We start from the raw sequence: 18825 nt of genomic DNA, 5'->3' as shown, positions 1-18825 counted from the left end.
GTCAGTACCAGATCTGGTTCATTCGGGCGGCCATCACCAGTGCGGTGACGCCGACGGCGGCCAGGACAAAATTGCTCCAGCGGGTCCGTTCAAGGATGGACCAATACACGGCGGCCGGCGGCAGGAGCATGGCGGTGGCCAGGTAGCCCCAGAATTCCCAGGCTTCCCCGGCGATCGGTTCGCCTGCGATCACCCTTACGATGGAGCCCACGAGGTAGACCACGAGGGCGAGTTCCACGGCCGCGACCGACAGAATGGTGATGTCGTTGGGTGCCTTCTTGAGGATGCCGGCCACCAGGCAGGTTCCACTTGAGAGCAGGCCAACCACAAGAATGATGTAGAAAAATGCGTCCATTCCTAGGCGTCCCCGCCAGTGACCGCCGCGGACGCGGCGTTGCCTGGCGCGAACACGAGCACCGGTTTGGCATAAGTACCCGAATCGGCCAGCAGCGCCACCAGGCTCCCGTCCGGTGCAAAAGCAGCCGCGGGACGCTCTACCGACGCCGCCTCTGGACTTCCTGCGGGCGCCCCGGCGGCGATCCGGCGGCCGAAGGATATCTCGGTGGTTTCCTCAACAGTCAGTTCGCGGTTGGGCATCAGGGCCCGGGCGGCCTGGGACATTTCCAGGACCGTCAGTTCTTCGGCCAGCTGTTCGAGGGTGCGGGCCTGGTCCAGTGAATAGGGGCCAACGTGGGTCCGGCGGAGGGCCGTGAGGTGTCCTCCTACGCCCAGCCCGTTGCCGAGGTCACGGGCAAGCGCCCGAATGTACGTGCCGGAGGAGCATTCGACGGTGACGTCGATGTCAAGGACCTCCCCGCCCCGCTCCCGCCGGATGCCATGGACATCGAAACGGTGGATGGTGACCGGACGGGCCGCGAGCTTTACTTCTTCGCCGGACCGGACCCTGGCGTAGGCGCGTTCGCCGTTCACTTTGATGGCGCTGACGCTGCTGGGCACCTGCTGGATTTCGCCCGTGAGCGCGGCCACGCCGTCGTGAATTGCCTCATCGGTGACGACGGCGGCACTGACGGTGGCAACAACGTCGCCTTCGGCGTCATCCGTGATGGTGGACTCGCCGAGGCGGATGGTGGCCGTATAGGTCTTGGAGGTGCCCACAATGTAGGTGAGCAGGCGCGTGGCCTTGTTGATCCCGACTACCAGCACGCCCGTTGCCATGGGGTCCAGGGTCCCGGCGTGGCCCACTTTCCGGGTTCCGGCGATGCGCCGCATCCGACCAACCACATCGTGGCTGGTCCATCCCTGCGGTTTGTCCACTATCACCAGTCCAGAAAGCACGCTCCCCAGTATATCGGCGCCGGCATCAGCCCCCGGCCACGGGTCGAACCCCGCCTCGGGGTCGGGTGAGGGTCAGGATACGGGGCGCGCCGGGCGTGCCGGGAAGCGCCGGTTAGGATGGCAGGCATGCCTGAGCTTGCCGTGCACGCCCGAGACGTACCCGTTAACCAGATCCGCGAAATCACCGAGGCCGCGTGGCGGACACCCGGAGCAATGGTGCTCAGCATCGGCGAACCCGGTTTTCCGCTCCCCCGGCATGTGCTGGAGGCCGGCATGGCCTGCCTGGACCGGGATGAGACCAACTACACACCGAATGCCGGCATCCCGGCTCTGCGCGAAGCCTTCGCGGTCAGGTTCCGGGAACGCGCCGGGCTGGACCAGGGTTCCCTCGGAGCCGAGCGGGTCTACGTCGTGGACGGCGCCCAACAGGGCCTGCACTTTGCCATGAGTCTTCTCCTCTCCCCCGGCGACGAAGTGCTCATCCCTAATCCGGGCTACCCCACTTTCGCCATGACTGCCGGGCTGCTGAATGCCGTCCCGGTGGGCTACCCGCTGTATCCGGACCACGACTTCCAGCCCAGGATCCAGGATCTTGAGGAGCTCATCACCGACCGGACGCGCGTGCTGATCCTGAACTCGCCGTCCAACCCGTTGGGAGCGGTCCTGGGCGAGGACCTCACCCGGCAACTCGTGGAACTGGCGCGCAGGCATGACCTCTGGATCATTTCTGACGAGTGTTATGAGGCCTTCACCTATGACGTTCCGCATGTCAGCCCCGCACGGTTCGACAGCGACGTCCCGGGCGAGGCGCGCGTCTTCACTTCCCTGACCCTGTCCAAGACGTACGGGCTGACGGGGTTGAGGATCGGGGCGCTGATCTGTCCGCCCGGTTTGGAACGGACCATGAACAACGTGATGGAAGCGATCGTCTCCTGCGTGGCCTCGCCCTCCCAGTACGCAGCGCTTGCCGCCCTGACCGGCCCGCAGGACTACGTGGACACAGCCCACGCGCACTACCGCGCCAATCGGGACGCCGCCTCCGCTGTGCTGGCGGCAAAAGGCATCCGCTACCTGGGCGCGCAGGGCGCTTTTTACCTTTGGGCTGATGTCTCCCACGCAAGTGGCGGGGACGTCAGGGCCTGGACGCACCGATTCCTGGCTGACTCCGGCGTGGCACTGGCACCCGGCACCGCCTTTGGCAGCATCGGCGAGGGCTGGGTCCGGATTGCGCTGTGCGGCAGCCGGCAGGACCTCGTTGACGGACTGGCCCGGCTGCCTGCCGGCGGATAGTCCACTGATTCGGCGCTCCCGGTGAGGAGCTCCGCTGCGCTCAGGACTGGCCGGCCAGCGCCGAATCCAGCCACGAGCGCATGGTGGCAGCCGGTGCCGCGCCGGCCTGTTTCGCCAGCACTTTGCCCCCGGCCATGACCATCAGGGTGGGGATGGCCTGGACATCGAACCGGCTGGAGAGCTGCGGCGCCCGGTCAACGTCGACCTTGACGAGCTTGATGCCGCCGGCACGTTCCGTGGCCAGCTGGTCCAGGACAGGGCTCACCATCCGGCAGGGCCCGCACCAGGCGGCCCAGAAGTCCACGAGCACCGGGACCGGGGACTGTTCTGCGACGACGGCGAAATCATCATCGCCCGCCGTGGTGATCCAGGGCAGCCCCTGCTTGCAGTTTCCGCAACGCGGGCGGCCGGACGCAACCGCCGGGACCCGGTTGGTCTTTCCGCAACTTGGACATTTGATCAGTGCAGGTTCCACGGGTGCCTCCGGGTTCAGTATTCGGTCCGTTGCGCATTGGCGCGCCACGCTTCGAAAGGGGCGTCCGACGTCGGAACGGCCTCGTGTGCCACAGGCATCAGTTCCGGCCGGGTGCCCGCAAAATAGTCGTAGAAGAGCGCATCATCGAAACCTGCTGCCGCTGCACCATGGCGGTCCGCCGCAAAGTAAACCCGGTCAATCCGCGCCCAGAGCGCGGCCGACAGGCAGAGCGGGCAGGGCTCGCAGCTGGTGTAAAGGACCGCGCCGCTGAGATCGAAGGTTGCCGTGGAGCTGGCAGCGGTCCGGATGGCCACGACTTCTGCATGGGCGGTGGGGTCGTTGTCGCGGGTGACCCGGTTAACGCCTTCATGGATGCTGCCGTCCAGTGTCACCACCAGTGCGCCGAAAGGACCGCCCCCGTCCTCGACGTTCCGGATGGCCAGCTGAATGGCCTGTTGGAGGTACGGGGTGGCATCGTGGTTCTCGCTCGCCTGGCTCATAGCTCGATCCTAGCCATGACGCGGCTCTCCGGGGGCAAAAGAGGGGGCACCGGAGGGGGAAATTCAGTCGACGGCGCTGCCCCGGCGGACTATTCTTGCGCCCGGGGGTTATATAAGTCCACATCAACTTTGGTCTCATTGCCCCGCCCCGTCTGCAGGGTGGCGCGCCTCAATCCGGAGGATGCTGTGAAGAAGAAGTTTCCCCTCGCCGCGTGCCTGATCGCGGCTGCGTTAGTTATTCCCTTGGCACCGGCCGTGGCTGGAACGCCATCAGAGCCGGCAACCCTCGCCCACGGGTTGCTTGCTCCATTGAGCCTTGCGGTGGACAAGAACGATTCGGTCCTCGTCACGCAGAATTTTGCCGGCCGCTTGGACCGGGTCAGGGACGGCGGCGGGCTCACCAACCTTTACACCAAGGCGCAGTGGGACGTAGCCGGCGTCGAAACCCGGGGCGGAACCACCTACTTCCTGGAGAGCGTGGGGGCCGGCGGCGGAAACCCGGCTGCGCTCAAGGGCTACGTGAAGTCCGTCGACCAGGCGGGCAAAGTACGAACCATTGCCGACCTCGCCGGCTTTGAACGTGCCAACAACCCGGACGGCGATCAGCACTACGGGTTCGGTGACGATGTTTCCGCCGATTGCCTGAAGGGGTGGCCCGCCTTCCCGCCGGCCCGGTATGAAGGCGTGGTTGACTCGCATCCCTATGCCACGGCGGTTGAGGGTGACACCCTCTACATCGCCGACGCCGGTGCCAACGCCATCCTGGAAGTCGATGCGGCGACCGGTGACATCTCCACCCTCGCCGTGCTGCCGCCGCGGCCGGCCGTCATCACCGCCGGCGCCAGGATCCCGATCGACATGGCGGGCGGGACGGTTGAGGCTCCTGCTTGCGTTGTTGGCCACGAGTATGCGTTTGAACCGGTGCCAACGGACGTCGAGATCGGCCCCGACGGCTGGCTGTACGTTTCCACACTCCCTGGCGGCCCCGAGGACCCGTCCTTCGGAGCCAGGGGTGCGATCTTCAAGGTCAATCCCTGGACCGGCGCCACCCGCCTGTGGGCAGATGACATCCTAAGCCCCACGGGGATTGCGGTGGCCGACAACGGCGACGTTTATGCGGCGTCGATATTCGGCAATGAGATCGTCAAAATCGATGCGCGGAGCCGCGAGGCGACGCAGTTCCTGGCCGTCAACGGCCCCGCAGCAGTGGAACTGAGCGGAGACACCCTCTACGCCACGGCCGGTTTCGGCCCGGGGGCACCTGCCGGCACGGTCCTAAAGGTCAGCATCGACTAGGCACCCAGGTGCCTGGATACGCGGGAGGGCCCGGTCTGCAGTTGCTGCAGGCCGGGCCCTCATGCGTCAGGATCTACTTGTTGCCGTCTTCGTCGAGGCGTTCGTCGTCGGTGAGGTCAAGGTCCTCTTCGTCGAAGTCGTCCTCGTCGATCTCTACGTCGGCAGGTGTATCGCTCTTGTAGGGATCGGCGTCGCCGGCGTGCTTGGCGTTCTCGGCCAACGCGGCCACCTCGGCGTCACGCTTCTTGGCTTCCCGCAGGAGTTCCTCGAGGTTGGAGGCAACAACAGGGATCTGGTCGGCCACGAATTCCAGGGTGGGCGTCAACCGGACGGTAACGTTCCGGCCCACTTCCTGCCGGAGGACACCCTTGGCTTTCTCCAGCCCCTTGGCAGCGTCCGACTGCACAGCCTGGTCACCAAAGACGGTGTAGTAGATCGTGGCATGCTGCAGATCATTGGTCACCCGGGCATCAGTAACGGTAATGCCCTCCAGCCGGGGGTCCTTAACCTTCCGGCCCAGAGCCTCCGCAACAACAACCTTGATCCGCTGCGCCAACTTGGCAGCCCGTGCGGGATCAGCCATTTCCACTCCTAAAAATTTGGGATGTACGACGGCGCCTGACGGGCTGCGTCGTACGTTTCAGTTTTCTGCCACGCACTACGGCGAGTCAACGATGGACTCCCGTTGGATTTTTTCCGGCGGCCAGGGAGTGGCATCGGGCCTGCCGAAGCTGGGCGGCCGACGTCGTAAGACGGAGGCCGCCCAGCGAAGGGGCGGGGCCGCCGGAAAAAATCCAGCAGCCCCGCACCTTTTGAACCAGAACGACTAGACGCGCGGCTTTTCGCGCATCTCGAAGGTCTCGATGATGTCGCCTTCGTTGATGTCGTTGTACGAACCAAGACCGATACCACACTCGAAGTCCGTGCGGACCTCGGTGGCGTCGTCCTTGAAGCGCTTGAGCGTCTCAACGGTGAGGTTGTCACCGATGACCTTGCCGTCGCGGCTGACGCGGGCCTTCGTGTTGCGTCGGATGATGCCCGAGCGAACGATGGAGCCTGCAATGTTGCCGAACTTGGAGGAACGGAACACTTCGCGGACCTCGGCGGTGCCCAGCTGGACCTCTTCGTACTCCGGCTTGAGCATGCCCTTGAGGGCCATCTCGATGTCATCGATTGCGCCGTAGATGACGGAGTAGAAGCGCATGTCCACGCCTTCACGGTCTGCCAGTTCGGCAACCCGCTCGGCAGGCTTGACGTTGAAGCCGATGATGACGGCACTGTCGACCGTCGCCAGGTTGACGTCATTCTGCGTGATGGCACCCACACCGCGGTGGATGACGCGCAGCTGCACGCCTTCGCCAACGTCGATCTTGAGCAGGGCGTCTTCGAGGGCTTCCACGGCACCGGAAACGTCACCCTTGAGGATGAGGTTGAGGGTGTCGATCTTGCCATCGGCCACGGCCTGGTCGAAGTCTTCGAGGCTGATGCGCTTGCGGCGCTTGGCCAGGGCGGCGTTACGGTCGGCTGCTTCACGCTTCTCGGCGATCTGGCGGGCGGTGCGCTCGTCAGCGGTCACAAAGAAGGTGTCACCGGCGCGCGGCACGTTGGACAGACCCAGCACCTGCACGGGGCGGGACGGGCCGGCCTCGGTCAGTGCACTGCCGTCGTCGTCGAACATGGCGCGGACGCGGCCGTGAGCCGTGCCTGCCACGATCGTGTCGCCGACACGCAAGGTTCCGGACTGCACCAGGACGGTGGCAACTGCACCGCGGCCCTTGTCCAGGTTCGCTTCAATCGCAATACCGCGGGCGTCCTTGTTCGGGTTGGCGCGCATGTCCAGGGCGGCGTCTGCGGTGAGCAGGACGGCCTCGAGCAGGGCGTCGATGTTGAGGTTCTGGCGGGCAGAGACCTCCACGAACATGGTGTCGCCACCGTATTCCTCGGGAACCAGGCCGTACTCGGTCAGCTGGCCGCGGACCTTGTCCGGGTTGGCGCCTTCCTTGTCGATCTTGTTCACTGCAACCACGATCGGCACATTGGCTGCCTGTGCGTGGTTGAGGGCTTCAACGGTCTGCGGCATAACGCCGTCGTCCGCTGCGACCACCAGGATGGCGATGTCGGTGACCTTGGCACCACGGGCACGCATGGCGGTGAACGCCTCGTGGCCCGGAGTATCGATGAAGGTGATCTTGCGATCTTCGCCTTCGTGGGTGTGGGTGACCTGGTAAGCACCGATGTGCTGCGTGATGCCGCCGTGTTCGCCCGCAACAACGTCGGACTTGCGGATGGCGTCGAGCAGGCGGGTTTTACCGTGGTCAACGTGGCCCATGACGGTGACAACCGGAGGACGGGCTTCGAGGTCTTCGTCGCCTTCGGCTTCCAGTTCGGCGTCGAAGTCGATGTCGAACCCGGAGAGCAGCTCGCGCTCCTCGTCCTCGGGGGACACAACCTGGAGCTTGTAGCCAAGCTCCTCACCGAGCAGTGCGAACGTTTCTTCATCCAGCGACTGGGTGGCCGTAGCCATTTCGCCGAGGTGGAAGAGCACGGTCACCAGTGCTGCGGGGTTTGCCTCGATCTTGTCGGCAAAGTCCGTGATGGACGAACCGCGGCGCAGCCGGACAACAGTGTTGCCGTCGCCGCGGGGTACGCTCACGCCACCCAGCGACGGAGCACTCATCTGCTCGAGTTCCTGGCGCTTGGCACGCTTCGACTTGCGCTGCTTGCCACGGCCTGCGCCGCCCTTGCCGAAGGCACCCTGGGTGCCGCCGCGACCGCGGCCGCCCTTGCCGAAGCCACCGCCGGCGGGAGCGCCGCCACCGGTGCCGGGAGCGCCGCCGGTGCCTGGAGCGCCACCGGGACGTCCGGGTCCACGGGCTCCGCCGCCGGGACGTCCCGCACCAGCGGGTGCGGGACGCTCAGTGCGGTTGGGCATCATGCCCGGAGTAGGACGGTTTCCACCGGCACCCGCGGGACGCGGTGCACCCGGGCGGGGTCCACCTGCGCCAGCAGCGGGACGGGGCCCGCCTGCACCAGGCGCGGTACGCGCACCACCAGCGCCACCCGGACGGGGGCCACCTGCACCGGCTGCGGGACGCGGACCACCGGGACGGTCGCCGTCGGGACGGCCACCAGCGCGGGGCATGCCCTGCGAGGGAGCGAAGGGGTTGTTACCCGGACGCGGAGCACGCTCTCCGTCGCCGCCGCGGCCGCGGGGCATGCCCTGGGACGTGGCGAACGGGTTGTTGCCCGGACGGGGGCCGCCGGGACGCGGAGCGGAGCCGCCCTGCGAGCCCGATCCACCCTGACGGGCGGGCGCGGCCGGGGTTTCGGCCTTGGGTGCGGGCCGGGCGCCGGGCTTGGCGCCGGTGGACGGGGCACTTGCGGCCGGGGCTGCTGCAGCGGGTGCTGCGGGCGCCGCGGGAGCTGCGGCAGCAGGGGCGGCCGGTGCTGAGGGAGCGGCGGCAGCGGGCGCCGGAGCAGCAGGGGCTGCCGGAGCCTTGGGAGCTGCGGGACCCGGAGCGGGTGCTGCGGGACGTGATTCTGCCGACGGTGCAGCTGCCTTGGGCGCTGCTGCGGGGGCCGCAGCCTTTGCCGCGGCGTCGGGGTAGGCGTTGCGGAGCTTCCGCACCACCGGGGCCTCAATCGTTGACGAGGCGGAGCGAACGAATTCGCCCAGTTCCTGCAGTTTTGTCACTGCATCTTTGGAAGTAATACCGAGCTCTTTAGCGAGCTCGTGTACGCGGACCTTGGCCACATTTCTCCTGTCTCGGTCCGCACCGAGCCAGGCACGAACCGTCTACTTCTTACTGCGGGCCCCAGCCGCGGTTGCAGCTGAAAGGCCCATTGCAGAGCGCAACAAAGTTGTCATCGTTGCGCACTCATCGCTGGGAACTCATCGGGTTTCCATCAGTTTTCTGACCCGCTTTCAGGTTGGACGGTTGTTGCCGCATCTGCCAGAGGCATGTGCTCTGACTCCTGCAGCCGGCCGGCGGTTTGCTGACGTGCCATCATCCAGCGTTCGACGGCGGCAGACCCGGTTGCGCCGTTAAGGGCCCTTCCGAATGCTCGCCGTTTGACCGCCAGGGCCAGGCACGATTCGCTGGGGTGCAGCCATGCACCCCTGCCAGCCATCCGGCGTCGTTCGTCTACCAGCACCGCGGTGGAACCGCTGCCTTCGGCGACGAGCCGGAGTAACTCAGACCGCGGAGCCTTCTTCCGGCATCCGATGCAGGTACGCTGCGGTTGATCCTCGCTGTGCTGTTTCGCGCTGTGAAGCACTTCTGCCACGGTGAGCATCTTCCTGACGTTCATATCTGCCGGCCCCGGGGTTCGCTCCACCAATCGGAGGAGCGGAAACACTCAGGGCACACGAATACCGGCCCTTAGGCGCGGTCATTGTCTATTCTAGCCCCTCCGGGGCGTTCTGCCCGAAACGGGTCCGCCGCCCCGGGCTGATCCCGGGCCGGCGGACGAGTTTGGACGGCCTAGCTTTGGGTTGGTGCGACGGCGTCCGAGACGATGTCGATCCGCCACCCGGTGAGCTTGGCTGCGAGGCGGGCATTCTGGCCCTCTTTGCCGATGGCCAGGGAGAGCTGGTAGTCGGGAACCACCACGCGGGCGGAGCGTGTCGCTTCATCGATGATGGTGACCGAATTCACCCGTGAGGGGGACAGGGCGCTGGCGATGAACGTGGCGGGGTCCTCGCTGAAATCGACGATGTCGATCTTTTCGTCGTTCAGTTCCGTCATGACCGCACGGACCCGCGACCCCATTTCACCGATGCAGGCACCTTTGGCGTTGATGCCGGCGGCGTTGGCCTTGACGGCGATCTTGGTCCGGTGACCGGCTTCCCGGGCGAGGGCGACGATTTCCACGGAACGGTCCGCGATTTCCGGGACCTCCAGCTCGAACAGCTTCCGTACCAGGCCCGGGTGTGACCGGGACAGCGTGACGGACGGGCCCTTGGTCCCGCGGTGCACATCGATGACCAGGGCGCGGAGCCGGTTGCCGTGGGTGTACTTCTCCCCCGGCACCTGTTCGGGCGGCGGCAGCAGGGCCTCCACCGTGCCCAGGTTGACCTGGATCATGTGCGGGTTGTTGCCCTGCTGGATCAGGCCGGCCACCAGTTCGCCCTCGCGGCCCTTGAACTCGCCGAGGATGTTGTCGTCCTCGACGTCGCGCAGGCGCTGCAGGATGATCTGGCGGGCGGTGCTTGCCGCGATCCGGCCGAAACCGGCCGGGGTGTCCTCGAACTCGCCGATGGGGGCGCCGTCGTCGTCAATTTCCACGGCCCAGATGGTCACGTGTCCGCTCTTGCGGTCCAGTTCGGCGCGGGCCTTCTCAAAGGCTCCGGGCGACTTGTGGTAGGCCACCAGGAGCGCCTGCTCGATGGTGGGGATCAGGAGGTCCAGCGGGATTTCGCGCTCACGTTCCAGAAGCCTCAGTGCGCTCATGTCAATATCCATCAGGCCTCCTCAGAAGGTCCATTGTGCTCAGGTTCCAGACCAGCTTCTTCAAGGTGGCTGAATTCGATCTCGACTTTTCCGTTACGGATCCTGTCGAAAGGAAGTGTTTGGGGCTCGCCCTGCTTGGGCTTCATGCCCTTCTTGACGGCGATCTCCGGGATGATCGTCACGCCGGTTTCGTCCACGGACTGGACCCTGCCGGTGACGTTTTCGCCCTGGATGACGTTGACCTTGACCATCCGGCCCTTGGCCCTGTGCCAGTGCCTCGGTTCGGTCAGCGGACGCCCGACGCCGGGTGAGGACACTTCGAGGTCGTAGGGCCGGCCGTCATCCGCGGGATCATTGTCCAGGACATCCGAAAGGACCCTGGAAATATCGGCAATGACATCGAGGTTCACGCCGCCGGTTTCCTCCTGCGGCAGGTCCACCACCACGTGGACCACCCGGTGGGAGCCGGGAATGATGGACACGTCTTCGAGGTAGAGGCGGTTGGCCTGGACCGCCGGTTCGAGCAGGGCACGGAGTCGTGCAGCTTCCGGATTGTAGGCGGGCGCAGCTTCAGCCGTACCCGATCCGGTAGGGTCTGATGAAGCCGTGGCTTCTGCATTGCTCACGATGCCGGCCGCCTTCCAATAGATGATGTTGTGACTACTAGACTAGCGATTTTCCGGCCGCAGTGGTGCACCACGGCGCCCCCTGGCCGTGACAACATGGTCTGTTGTGAACGACGACACCACCGGATCCGGCCCCCGCAGAAGCTATTTCCGGTACGCCGTTTTTGCCCTGGCGGCAGCGGTGGTGCTCAGCCTCGGCTTTGTCCTGATCCCCCGGGAGCCGGAGGCCCCCGCCCCGCCGCCGATATCGGAGCAGGCCAGGGCCGCGGCGTTCGCGGACACCGTACGCCTGAGGGCACTTGCGCTGGCCGCCGGCGATGCCGCCGGGCGGGCCGGGCAGGGACCGGCGGCTGCCGCATCGCAGCGCGCTGTGACTTTGCTGACTATGCAGGCGCGGGCGTTGATGCTGCCGGCTGAGGCACTCCCTGCAGCATCGCCGACGCCACCCGGCGCGTCAAATTCGGCGAGCCCGGCCACGGCTTCCTCTTCGGCGGTTCCTTCGTCGTCCGCCCCGCCCCCGGCGCCGTCCCCGGCCGCTGAGCTGGCCGCTGCTCTCCACGAGAGTGGCGCCCGGCGGCTCGCTGACGCTGAAAAGGCCGACGGCGGCATGGCCCGCCTCCTCGGCGGCACCGGCATTACCCAGGTCCTGGCGGCCGAGGAGCTTGCGGCGGCGACGGGTACCCCGCTGGCCACGCTTCCGGGCACCACGTTGCCCGGGGCCTTCCCGGGGTTCTCCTCCTCCTCCGTCCCGCCTTCCCCCGCGGCGTCTTCTTCTGCCGGCCCCGGCACCGGATCACCGGTGGCCAGCTGCACCACGACGCGGACTCAGGGCGGGGCTGACCTGGCATCGTCCCTGACGTCGGTAGTAGGCGCGGAGCAGGAACTCGTCTACGCCTACCAGGCGGCACTGACCCGGCTTCCACCGGCATCCCTGGCTCCGGCGTCGGACTTCCTCACGCAGCATGAGGACCTGCGCCACGCTGCCCGGGACGCGGCGGCCGCCCAGTGCGCCGTCTTGCCTCCAACGCCCGCCGGTTATGCCCTGGATACGGCTTTCCTGGCAGATCCGGCCGCTGCACTGGGGGTGCTGGAAGCCGGAGCGCTCCCCGCGTACGGTGACCTCGTGGCCCTCAGCGCCGGAGCTGGGCGCGGCTGGGCGCTCGCCGCCCTTCAAACAGCGGCGCGGAGAACGGCCTTCTGGGGTGCATCCCCCGGGCCGGTTGCCGGCGTGATCCTGGACGAATCCGCCCTGCCCCAGCTTCCCGCCGCGGACCGACGGCCTTCCCCCGGCGGCACCCCGGCCCCCGGAACGCCTTAGCGTAGCCTCAGCACACTGGCCAGTCCCCGGCCCCGGATGGTTTGCTGAAGTCATGGACAACGCACCTGCAGCTGCTCTTCACGACAACGAGCCGCACCACAACGACATCGCCCACCGCCTCAACTGGCTCCGTGCCGGTGTGCTGGGCGCCAACGACGGAATCGTATCCGTGGCAGCCATCGTGGTTGGCGTCGCGGGAGTAACCAACGAACCTGGCCCGATCCTGGTGGCCGGCGCTGCAGGCGTGGTTGGCGGCGCGATCTCGATGGCCCTGGGCGAATACGTCTCCGTCAGCAGCCAGAAGGACAGCCAGCAGGCCCTGATTGAAAAGGAGCGCCGGGAACTCCTCGAAGAGCCGGAGGAGGAGCTGGCCGAACTTGCCGCGATCTACCAGGCCAAGGGACTCAGTGCTGAAACCGCCGGCACAGTGGCCCGCGAACTCACAGCCCACGACGCCCTGGGCGCCCACCTGTCCGCGGAACTGAACATTAATGAAACGGACATCGTCAGCCCCTGGCACGCCGCCTTCGCTTCAGCGGTCGCCTTCCTGATCGGCGCGATCCTGCCCATGCTGGCGATCCTCCTGCCGCCCGCGGATGTCAGAATCCCGCTGACCTTCGTTGCCGTGCTGGTGGCGCTTGCGGCCACCGGCGCGTTGGGAGCCTGGATCGGTGGCGGATCGAAGATGCGTGCAGCGGTGCGTGTGGTGGTGGGCGGCGCGCTGGCCCTCGTGGCCACGTTCCTGATCGGCAACCTGCTCGGGGCTAGCGGCGTGGTGTGAGCCTTCGGACAGAAGTAGCTGTCCCGCCGGCCCTCAGCGCGCGCTACGGAAACAGCAGCGCCGGACGGGCCTGGCTCTCCGCTCTCCCGGGTCTGGTGCACGGACGGCTGGAGCATTGGGAGCTGTCGGTGGACCTGGCGGCGGGAGCGCTGCCCTGGCACGGGCACGGCGGCATGGTGGTTCCGGTCCGCAGGAAGGACCGGATGCCTGCCGCCCTCAAGATCGCCTTTCCCCACGACGAAGCACGTGCGGAGCGGCATGCGCTTGAACTGTGGGGCGGAGCGGGCGCCGTCCGACTGCTCGAGGCCGACGCCGGCACTTGCGCCATGCTCCTGGAGCGCCTTGATCCGGGCTGCTCCCTTCAGGGCGTCCCCCTGGCGGAAGCCGCGGTTGTCTGGGGCGGGCTGATGGGGCAGTTGAGCCTGGCACCGGAGGAGACACCTGGCTGGCAGGAATTCGACCACATTGCGGCCAGGGCAGAACAGTGGAGTGATGATCTTCCCGCCGACTGGGAACAACAAGGCCGGCCCTTTCCCCGGTGGCTGCTCGAAGCTGCGCTGGAAGTCTGCCAGGTCCGCGGTGCCGTGGGCAGGCGCTCGGGCCGGGACGTCCTGGTGCACACCGACTTCCATTTCTTGAACATCCTGGCCCGGCCCGAAACCACCGGTGTTGCAGGTGAAGCTGTTGCAGACGGCGCTCTTGCAGATGGCAGTGTTGCGGGTGGCGCTGTTGCGGAGGGCGGTGTTGGGGGCGGCGGGGTTATGGGTGACCTTGTGGCCGGCGGCATTCTGGGCGCCGGCGGACGGATCTTCGTCGCCATCGACCCGCAGCCCATGATCGGTGAACCCGAATTCGCGGTGGCCCCGCTGTTGTGGAACCGCCTGGGCGACCTGCCGCGGGAGAATCCGGCCGCCGGGCTGCTGAAGCGTTGCCGGGATTTCACTGCCGCGGCGGGCCTTGATGCCGAAGCGGCACGCCAGTGGGCGGTGGTGCGTGAAGTGGACAATGCGCTTTGGTACGCCGCGAGCCCAGACCATCAGGGTGATCTGGCGAGGTCGCTGTGGGTGGCCAGTACCCTCGCAGGAGATACCCTCGAAGGTCTTCCCGGCGCCCACGAACTGCCCGAACCGGGGACCTGACCGCAGTGCACCCTGCAGCGCTCGCACCGTGCACCGCTCGCCGCTCGCCCTCGAAAGGGTCCGCCGCAAAGCCGGACGCCCGGGGACCCCTTACCCAGCGACTTCAACCGGCCCGGACCGCCGCAAGAGCCGAGCTGACCGCCTCGACGGCAGTACCGACGTCGTCCGCGTTTGTGCTCCAGTTACTGACCGAGACGCGCAGCACGTCCCTGCCCTGCCAGTGTGACCCCGACATCCACACTTTTCCGTCCTCGATCACCCGGGCCGTCACCGCGCGGGTGGTGGCGTCATCGCCGAAGGCCAGCGAAACCTGGGTATAGTCCACGTTGTTCAGCACCTCGACGCCGTCCACGTCTGAAAGGCGGCGGCCGATGCTTGCAGCCGCCTCCGCAAGCCCGCGCACCTGCCCCGCCACACCGTCCCGCCCCAGCGACCGGAGTGCCGCCCAGACAGGCACGCCCCGGCCCCTGCGGGACAGTTCCGGTACCTTCTGGAACGGGTCGCCGGGGCCTTCGGCATCGTGGACCAGGTAGCTGGTGTGCAGGCCCATGGCGTTGCGCAGCGCGGTGCTGTCCCTGACCACGGCGATCCCGCAGTCGTACGGAACGTTGAGGGTTTTGTGGGCATCGGTCCCCCACGAATCGGCCAGCGCCATGCCCTGCGTAAGGTGCGCGAGCTCGGGGACCGCCGAGGCCCACAGCCCAAACGCGCCGTCCACGTGGACCCAGGCACCGTGCCGACGGGCAACCCCGATGGCAGCCTCGAAAGGGTCGAAGGCGCCGGAGTGGAGATTTCCGGCCTGGAGGCAGACGAGCGCGGGCCCGGACCCCTCGGACAGCAGCCGGTCCAGCTCCGCGGGGATCAACCGTCCCTGGTCGTCTGCCGGTACTGCAGCGGGCCGGCCCAGGCCGAGGTAGCGCAGGCCGAGGTCAATGGTCTCGTGACGTTCCTGGCCCACGAAGCACCGGATCCGCGGGGCACCTGCAAGCCCCTCGCCGTCGAGATCCCAGCCAGCATCGGCCATCAGCCGCCACCGGGCAGCGGCCAGGCCGGTGAAGTTGGCCATGGTCGCTCCGGTGGTGAAACCCACGTCTGACTCCGCGGGAAGGCCAAGGAGGTCCAGCAGCCAGTGACCGGCTGCCTCTTCGATGGCGGCCATTGCAGGGGTGGCGTAGCGCAGGCCCGAGTTCTGGTCCCAGGCGCTCACCAGCCAGTCGGCAGCCAGTGCGGCGGGCAGCGTGCCGCCGATCACCCAGCCGAAGAAGCGGCCGGAGGGCATGGCCATCAGCCCGGGCTCGGCCTTGTCCGCGAGATACTCCACAACCGCTGCGGCGGGCATGCCCTGGGCAGGGAGAGGTCCGTTGAAGTCCGCCGCGAGGTCGTGGGCGCTTCGAGTGGGCCCGACGTGACGGTCCTGCAGGCTCGCCAGCCAGGCGGCGGCCCGCCGGGCAGCGGCTGACAATGCTTCCGAATAGGGTTCCCCGCCTGCGGACATACCTGCATGGTACGCCGGGGCAGGGACGGCCTGCGAGGATTCCCCCTACCCCGCTTGGGCGAAGTTTTCCTGCCAGACGTCGATACCGAGTTTGATGATCAGGGCGCCCACCACCAGGAGGAACACCACCCGGATGAACCTGCTCCCCTGCTTCACGGCAGTCCTGGCCCCCAAATAGCCGCCTGCCATGTTGGACAGGCCCAGCACCAGGCCAACACCCCAGAGGAGCGAGCCGTGGGGCAGGAAGAAGATCAGGGCGCCGGCGTTGGTGGCCATGTTCACGATCTTGGCTTTCGCGCTGGCTTCCAGGAAGGCATACCCCATGGCCGATACCAGCGCGATGATGAGGAACGAGCCGGTGCCCGGACCGATCAGGCCATCGTAGAAACCGATCACGGCACCGATCAGGCAGGCCACGAGGTAATGCTTGTGGCCGTCATGGCGCAGCACAGTGATGTCGCCGACGCTGGGCTTCAGCGCGGTAAAAAGCGCGACGGCGACCAGCGCGGCCACGATGATCGGCTTGAAGACACTGGCCGGCAAGGTGGCCGCCAGCACGGCACCGCCGAAGCTGCCGGCCAGGGCGATCAGCGCCATGGGGATGGCGGTCCGAAGGTCCGGTTTAACCCGGCGGTAGTAGGTGACCGCGCTGGTGGTAGTCCCGAAAATCGACCCCATCTTGTTGGTGGCGAGGGCCTGGACCGGGGTGATTCCGGGAACCAGCAGCAGGGCAGGCAGCTGCAGCAGGCCGCCGCCGCCCACCACCGCGTCCACCCAGCCGGCAGCAAATCCAGCCACCACAATCAGGATGATCGTGGTGAGCTGGATCGACTCGAAACCGGATATCACCGTGCGAAATCAGCTGCGGATCAGCTGCGGACGGCAGTGACCACGTAGTCCACAGCCTTGTCCACGGCAATGTTCTCCGCCTGGCCGCTCCGACGGTCCTTGATTTCGACGACGCCGTCCACCAGGCCCCGGCCGACGGCCAGGATGGTGGGGACACCCACCAGTTCGGCATCGCCGAACTTGACGCCTGGGGAAACCTTGGGGCGGTCGTCATAGATGACGTCCAGGCCGGCGGCTTCCAGGTCCAGCGCCAGCTTCTCGGCGGCGGCGAAGATTTCCTCGCCGCGGCCCACCGCCACCACATGGACATCGGCGGGGGCGACGGCACGCGGCCAGGTCAGGCCCTTGTCGTCGTGGTTGGACTCAGCAAGGGCCGCAACGGCGCGGGTCACGCCAACGCCGTAGGAGCCCATGGTGACCACCACCTGCTTGCCGTTCTGGTCCAGGACCTTGAGCTCGAGGGCTTCGGCGTACTTGCGGCCGAGCTGGAAGATGTGGCCCATTTCGATGCCGCGGGCCAGTTCCAGCGGGCCGGAGCCGTCCGGAGCCGGGTCGCCTTCGCGGACGTCGGTGCACTCAATCACGCCGTCCCAGCCGAAGTCGCGGCCGGCCACGAGGCCGAATACGTGCTTGCCGGCCTCGTTGGCGCCGGTGATCCAGGCGCTGCCGCTGACCACACGGGGATCCACGAGGTACAGGAGCTTGGTGGAGCTTTCGGTGCCCAGCAGGGGTTCGTCGAGCGTCAGGCCGGGGCCGAGGTAGCCCTTGACGATGAGCGGCTGCTTCTTGAGGTCCTCGTCGTTGGCCGCTTCCAGTCCGATCTCGCCGGCGATGGGCAGGAAGGAACCGATGTTGGCTTCCACGCGCTTGAGGTCCACGCCCCGGTCGCCCGGCAGGCCGATGACGACCAGCTGGCGTTCCCCGGTGGGCAGGGTGACGGCGAGGACCACGTTCTTGAGCGTGTCGGCGCCGGTCCAGGCGCCGCCGTCGGCCTCGGAGCGGGGAGCGATCTGGTTGGCGGACGCCACCAGGGTGTCGATGGTGGGCGTGTCCGGGGTGTCCAAGACCTCGGCGGCGGGGGCGCCGCTGTAGTCGATGTCCGAGGGCACCACGGTGGTGACGGCCTCAACGTTGGCAGCGTAGCCGCCGGCGGAGCGAACGAAGGTGTCCTCGCCCACCTCGGTGGGGTGCAGGAATTCCTCGCTCTTGGAACCGCCCATGGCGCCGGCGGTGGCCGCCACGGGGATGACTTCAAGGCCCAGCCGCTCGAAGATGCGGATGTAGGCGGCGCGGTGGGCCGCGTAGCTGGCGTCCAGGCCGGCGTCGTCAATGTCGAAGGAGTAGGAGTCCTTCATGATGAATTCGCGGCCGCGCAGCAGGCCTGCGCGCGGCCGTGCCTCATCGCGGTACTTGTTCTGGATCTGGTACAGGCTCAGCGGCAGGTCCTTGTAGGAGGAGTACAGGTCCTTGACCAGGAGGGTGAACATTTCCTCGTGGGTGGGCGCCAGCAGGTAGTCGGCACCCTTGCGGTCCTGGAGCCGGAACAGGCCTTCGCCGTATTCCGTCCAGCGGTTGGTGGCCTCGTAGGGTTCCCGGGGCAAAAGGGCCGGAAAGTGCACTTCCTGGGCGCCGATCGCGGCCATCTCCTCACGGATGACCGCTTCAACCTTGCGCAGCACGCTGAGCCCGAGCGGAAGCCAGGTGTAGATGCCCGGCGCCGCGCGCCGGATGTAGCCGGCCCGGACCAGGAGCCGGTGGCTGGCCACTTCGGCGTCGACGGGATCTTCTCGGAGTGTGCGCAGGAAAAGCTGGGACAGTCGTGTGACCACGGGCGGGTATCCGTTTCTGGGGGAATGGCTGCCGGGAAGGACAGCCGGGCAATTAGTCTGGGTACTAATCTACCGGCAAACCACCACCCGCTTGGCGGAGGAGGCGCAGGCCGCTGGCGGGCGGACGCAATAGAGCCACGCCTGGTAACGCAAAGCCCCTGGCCGTAAACGGCTGGTCATTGCATCCGGGCGTGGCTCTACGGCCGTTGACGCTTAGATACTGGTGAGGACTGGTGAGACCGCCCACCCACTCCAGCGCAGCTAGATCGAACCTATGGGATGGCGGCCCCGTTGACAAGGGGTTTCTCCATTTGAAGGTGATGAGCGCCACTTCGGCGGGGCTGCCGGCCCCTAGTATTACAGTCGCGTTTATTTTCAGTGCTGTCGGCGTTTTAATCGGACTTCGGCCCAGGATCCTGTTAATCATGACGGGTGAGCGATGATGTTTGGGTGGCAGAAATCCGGGAATGGGCTCAGG

17 protein-coding genes are annotated in these 18825 nt (G+C 66.9%); 5 read left to right on the top strand and 12 right to left on the bottom strand.

The features are described 5' to 3' along the window. Position 1 precedes the first annotated feature (1 nt). Both PY310_RS15835 and truB read right to left on the bottom strand, forming a co-directional pair. On the bottom strand, positions 2-355 hold the full coding sequence (locus tag PY310_RS15835; RefSeq protein ID WP_275215424.1) for a hypothetical protein: 354 nt from the start codon (positions 353-355) through the stop codon (positions 2-4). Between the two features lie 2 nt (positions 356-357). Next, entirely contained in the window at positions 358-1296 is a 939-nt protein-coding gene (gene truB, locus PY310_RS15830; RefSeq protein WP_275215423.1) for a tRNA pseudouridine(55) synthase TruB, read from the bottom strand. Positions 1297-1422: 126 nt separating this feature from the next. Here truB and PY310_RS15825 point away from each other — a divergent pair, with 126 nt between their 5' ends. Beyond that, positions 1423-2586 (top strand): pyridoxal phosphate-dependent aminotransferase, encoded by a 1164-nt coding sequence (locus PY310_RS15825; RefSeq protein ID WP_275215422.1) that lies wholly within the window; start codon positions 1423-1425, stop codon positions 2584-2586. Between the two features lie 40 nt (positions 2587-2626). Here the strand turns inward: PY310_RS15825 and trxA are convergent, their stop codons facing one another. Together trxA and PY310_RS15815 are read right to left on the bottom strand one after the other, a co-directional pair. Next, positions 2627-3061 carry a thioredoxin gene (gene trxA, locus PY310_RS15820; protein WP_275215421.1) on the bottom strand — a complete coding sequence of 145 codons (435 nt, stop codon included), beginning with the start codon at positions 3059-3061 and terminating at the stop codon, positions 2627-2629. Between the two features lie 14 nt (positions 3062-3075). Next, on the bottom strand, positions 3076-3561 hold the full coding sequence (locus PY310_RS15815) for a nucleoside deaminase (RefSeq protein WP_275215420.1): 486 nt from the start codon (positions 3559-3561) through the stop codon (positions 3076-3078). A 186-nt stretch (positions 3562-3747) separates the two neighbouring features. On the opposite strand from PY310_RS15815, the gene PY310_RS15810 reads away from it, so the two are divergent. Next, positions 3748-4857, top strand: a complete 1110-nt coding sequence (locus PY310_RS15810; RefSeq protein WP_275215419.1) for a ScyD/ScyE family protein — start codon at positions 3748-3750, stop codon at positions 4855-4857. 73 nt (positions 4858-4930) lie between these two features. Here PY310_RS15810 and rbfA read toward each other — a convergent pair whose 3' ends face one another. The 5 genes from rbfA to PY310_RS15785 form a co-directional block, all read right to left on the bottom strand. Further along, positions 4931-5440 (bottom strand): 30S ribosome-binding factor RbfA, encoded by a 510-nt coding sequence (gene rbfA / locus PY310_RS15805; RefSeq protein ID WP_275215418.1) that lies wholly within the window; start codon positions 5438-5440, stop codon positions 4931-4933. Between the two features lie 243 nt (positions 5441-5683). Then, a complete protein-coding gene (gene infB / locus PY310_RS15800) occupies positions 5684-8611 on the bottom strand; it encodes a translation initiation factor IF-2 (RefSeq protein ID WP_275215417.1) in 2928 nt (975 codons plus the stop codon). Between the two features lie 152 nt (positions 8612-8763). After that, positions 8764-9153 carry a YlxR family protein gene (locus PY310_RS15795; protein ID WP_275215416.1) on the bottom strand — a complete coding sequence of 130 codons (390 nt, stop codon included), beginning with the start codon at positions 9151-9153 and terminating at the stop codon, positions 8764-8766. 188 nt (positions 9154-9341) lie between these two features. Beyond that, positions 9342-10322, bottom strand: coding sequence for a transcription termination factor NusA (gene nusA, locus PY310_RS15790; protein WP_275215415.1), 981 nt, complete (start codon positions 10320-10322; stop codon positions 9342-9344). After that, positions 10322-10936, bottom strand: coding sequence for a ribosome maturation factor RimP (locus PY310_RS15785; protein ID WP_275215414.1), 615 nt, complete (start codon positions 10934-10936; stop codon positions 10322-10324). The genes nusA and PY310_RS15785 overlap by 1 nt, the downstream gene beginning before the upstream one ends. A gap of 106 nt (positions 10937-11042) precedes the next feature. On the opposite strand from PY310_RS15785, the gene PY310_RS15780 reads away from it, so the two are divergent. Genes PY310_RS15780 through PY310_RS15770 form a run of 3 tightly spaced genes read left to right on the top strand, consistent with a single transcriptional unit; the run spans position 11043 to position 14174 of the window. Continuing rightward, positions 11043-12254 (top strand): DUF4439 domain-containing protein, encoded by a 1212-nt coding sequence (locus tag PY310_RS15780; protein WP_275215413.1) that lies wholly within the window; start codon positions 11043-11045, stop codon positions 12252-12254. A 52-nt stretch (positions 12255-12306) separates the two neighbouring features. Further along, entirely contained in the window at positions 12307-13035 is a 729-nt protein-coding gene (locus PY310_RS15775) for a VIT1/CCC1 transporter family protein (RefSeq protein ID WP_275215412.1), read from the top strand. Then, positions 13032-14174: an aminoglycoside phosphotransferase family protein gene (locus PY310_RS15770; protein WP_275215411.1), complete on the top strand. Its 1143-nt coding sequence runs from the start codon at positions 13032-13034 to the stop codon at positions 14172-14174. The genes PY310_RS15775 and PY310_RS15770 overlap by 4 nt, the downstream gene beginning before the upstream one ends. A 103-nt stretch (positions 14175-14277) precedes the next feature. Here PY310_RS15770 and PY310_RS15765 read toward each other — a convergent pair whose 3' ends face one another. Genes PY310_RS15765 through PY310_RS15755 form a run of 3 tightly spaced genes read right to left on the bottom strand, consistent with a single transcriptional unit; the run spans position 14278 to position 18347 of the window. Then, positions 14278-15669 (bottom strand): pyridoxal phosphate-dependent decarboxylase family protein, encoded by a 1392-nt coding sequence (locus PY310_RS15765; protein ID WP_275215410.1) that lies wholly within the window; start codon positions 15667-15669, stop codon positions 14278-14280. A 45-nt stretch (positions 15670-15714) separates the two neighbouring features. Continuing rightward, a complete protein-coding gene (locus tag PY310_RS15760) occupies positions 15715-16518 on the bottom strand; it encodes a sulfite exporter TauE/SafE family protein (protein ID WP_275215409.1) in 804 nt (267 codons plus the stop codon). Positions 16519-16538: 20 nt separating this feature from the next. Further along, positions 16539-18347: a proline--tRNA ligase gene (locus tag PY310_RS15755; RefSeq protein WP_275215408.1), complete on the bottom strand. Its 1809-nt coding sequence runs from the start codon at positions 18345-18347 to the stop codon at positions 16539-16541. Positions 18348-18825: the final 478 nt, after the last annotated feature.

Source organism: Pseudarthrobacter naphthalenicus, from assembly GCF_029076445.1.
GTDB classification, from domain to species: domain Bacteria; phylum Actinomycetota; class Actinomycetes; order Actinomycetales; family Micrococcaceae; genus Arthrobacter; species Arthrobacter naphthalenicus.
This window is presented reverse-complemented; position numbering and strand designations above follow the sequence as displayed.

Coding starts and splice junctions, on each gene's coding strand:
- rbfA (WP_275215418.1), bottom strand. CDS start 5,440: ATGGCTGATCCCGCACGGGCTGCCAAGTTGGCGCAGCGGATCAAGGTT.
- PY310_RS15815 (WP_275215420.1), bottom strand. CDS start 3,561: ATGAGCCAGGCGAGCGAGAACCACGATGCCACCCCGTACCTCCAACAG.
- PY310_RS15765 (WP_275215410.1), bottom strand. CDS start 15,669: ATGTCCGCAGGCGGGGAACCCTATTCGGAAGCATTGTCAGCCGCTGCC.
- PY310_RS15825 (WP_275215422.1), top strand. CDS start 1,423: ATGCCTGAGCTTGCCGTGCACGCCCGAGACGTACCCGTTAACCAGATC.
- PY310_RS15835 (WP_275215424.1), bottom strand. CDS start 355: ATGGACGCATTTTTCTACATCATTCTTGTGGTTGGCCTGCTCTCAAGT.
- PY310_RS15775 (WP_275215412.1), top strand. CDS start 12,307: ATGGACAACGCACCTGCAGCTGCTCTTCACGACAACGAGCCGCACCAC.
- PY310_RS15795 (WP_275215416.1), bottom strand. CDS start 9,153: ATGCTCACCGTGGCAGAAGTGCTTCACAGCGCGAAACAGCACAGCGAG.
- nusA (WP_275215415.1), bottom strand. CDS start 10,322: ATGGATATTGACATGAGCGCACTGAGGCTTCTGGAACGTGAGCGCGAA.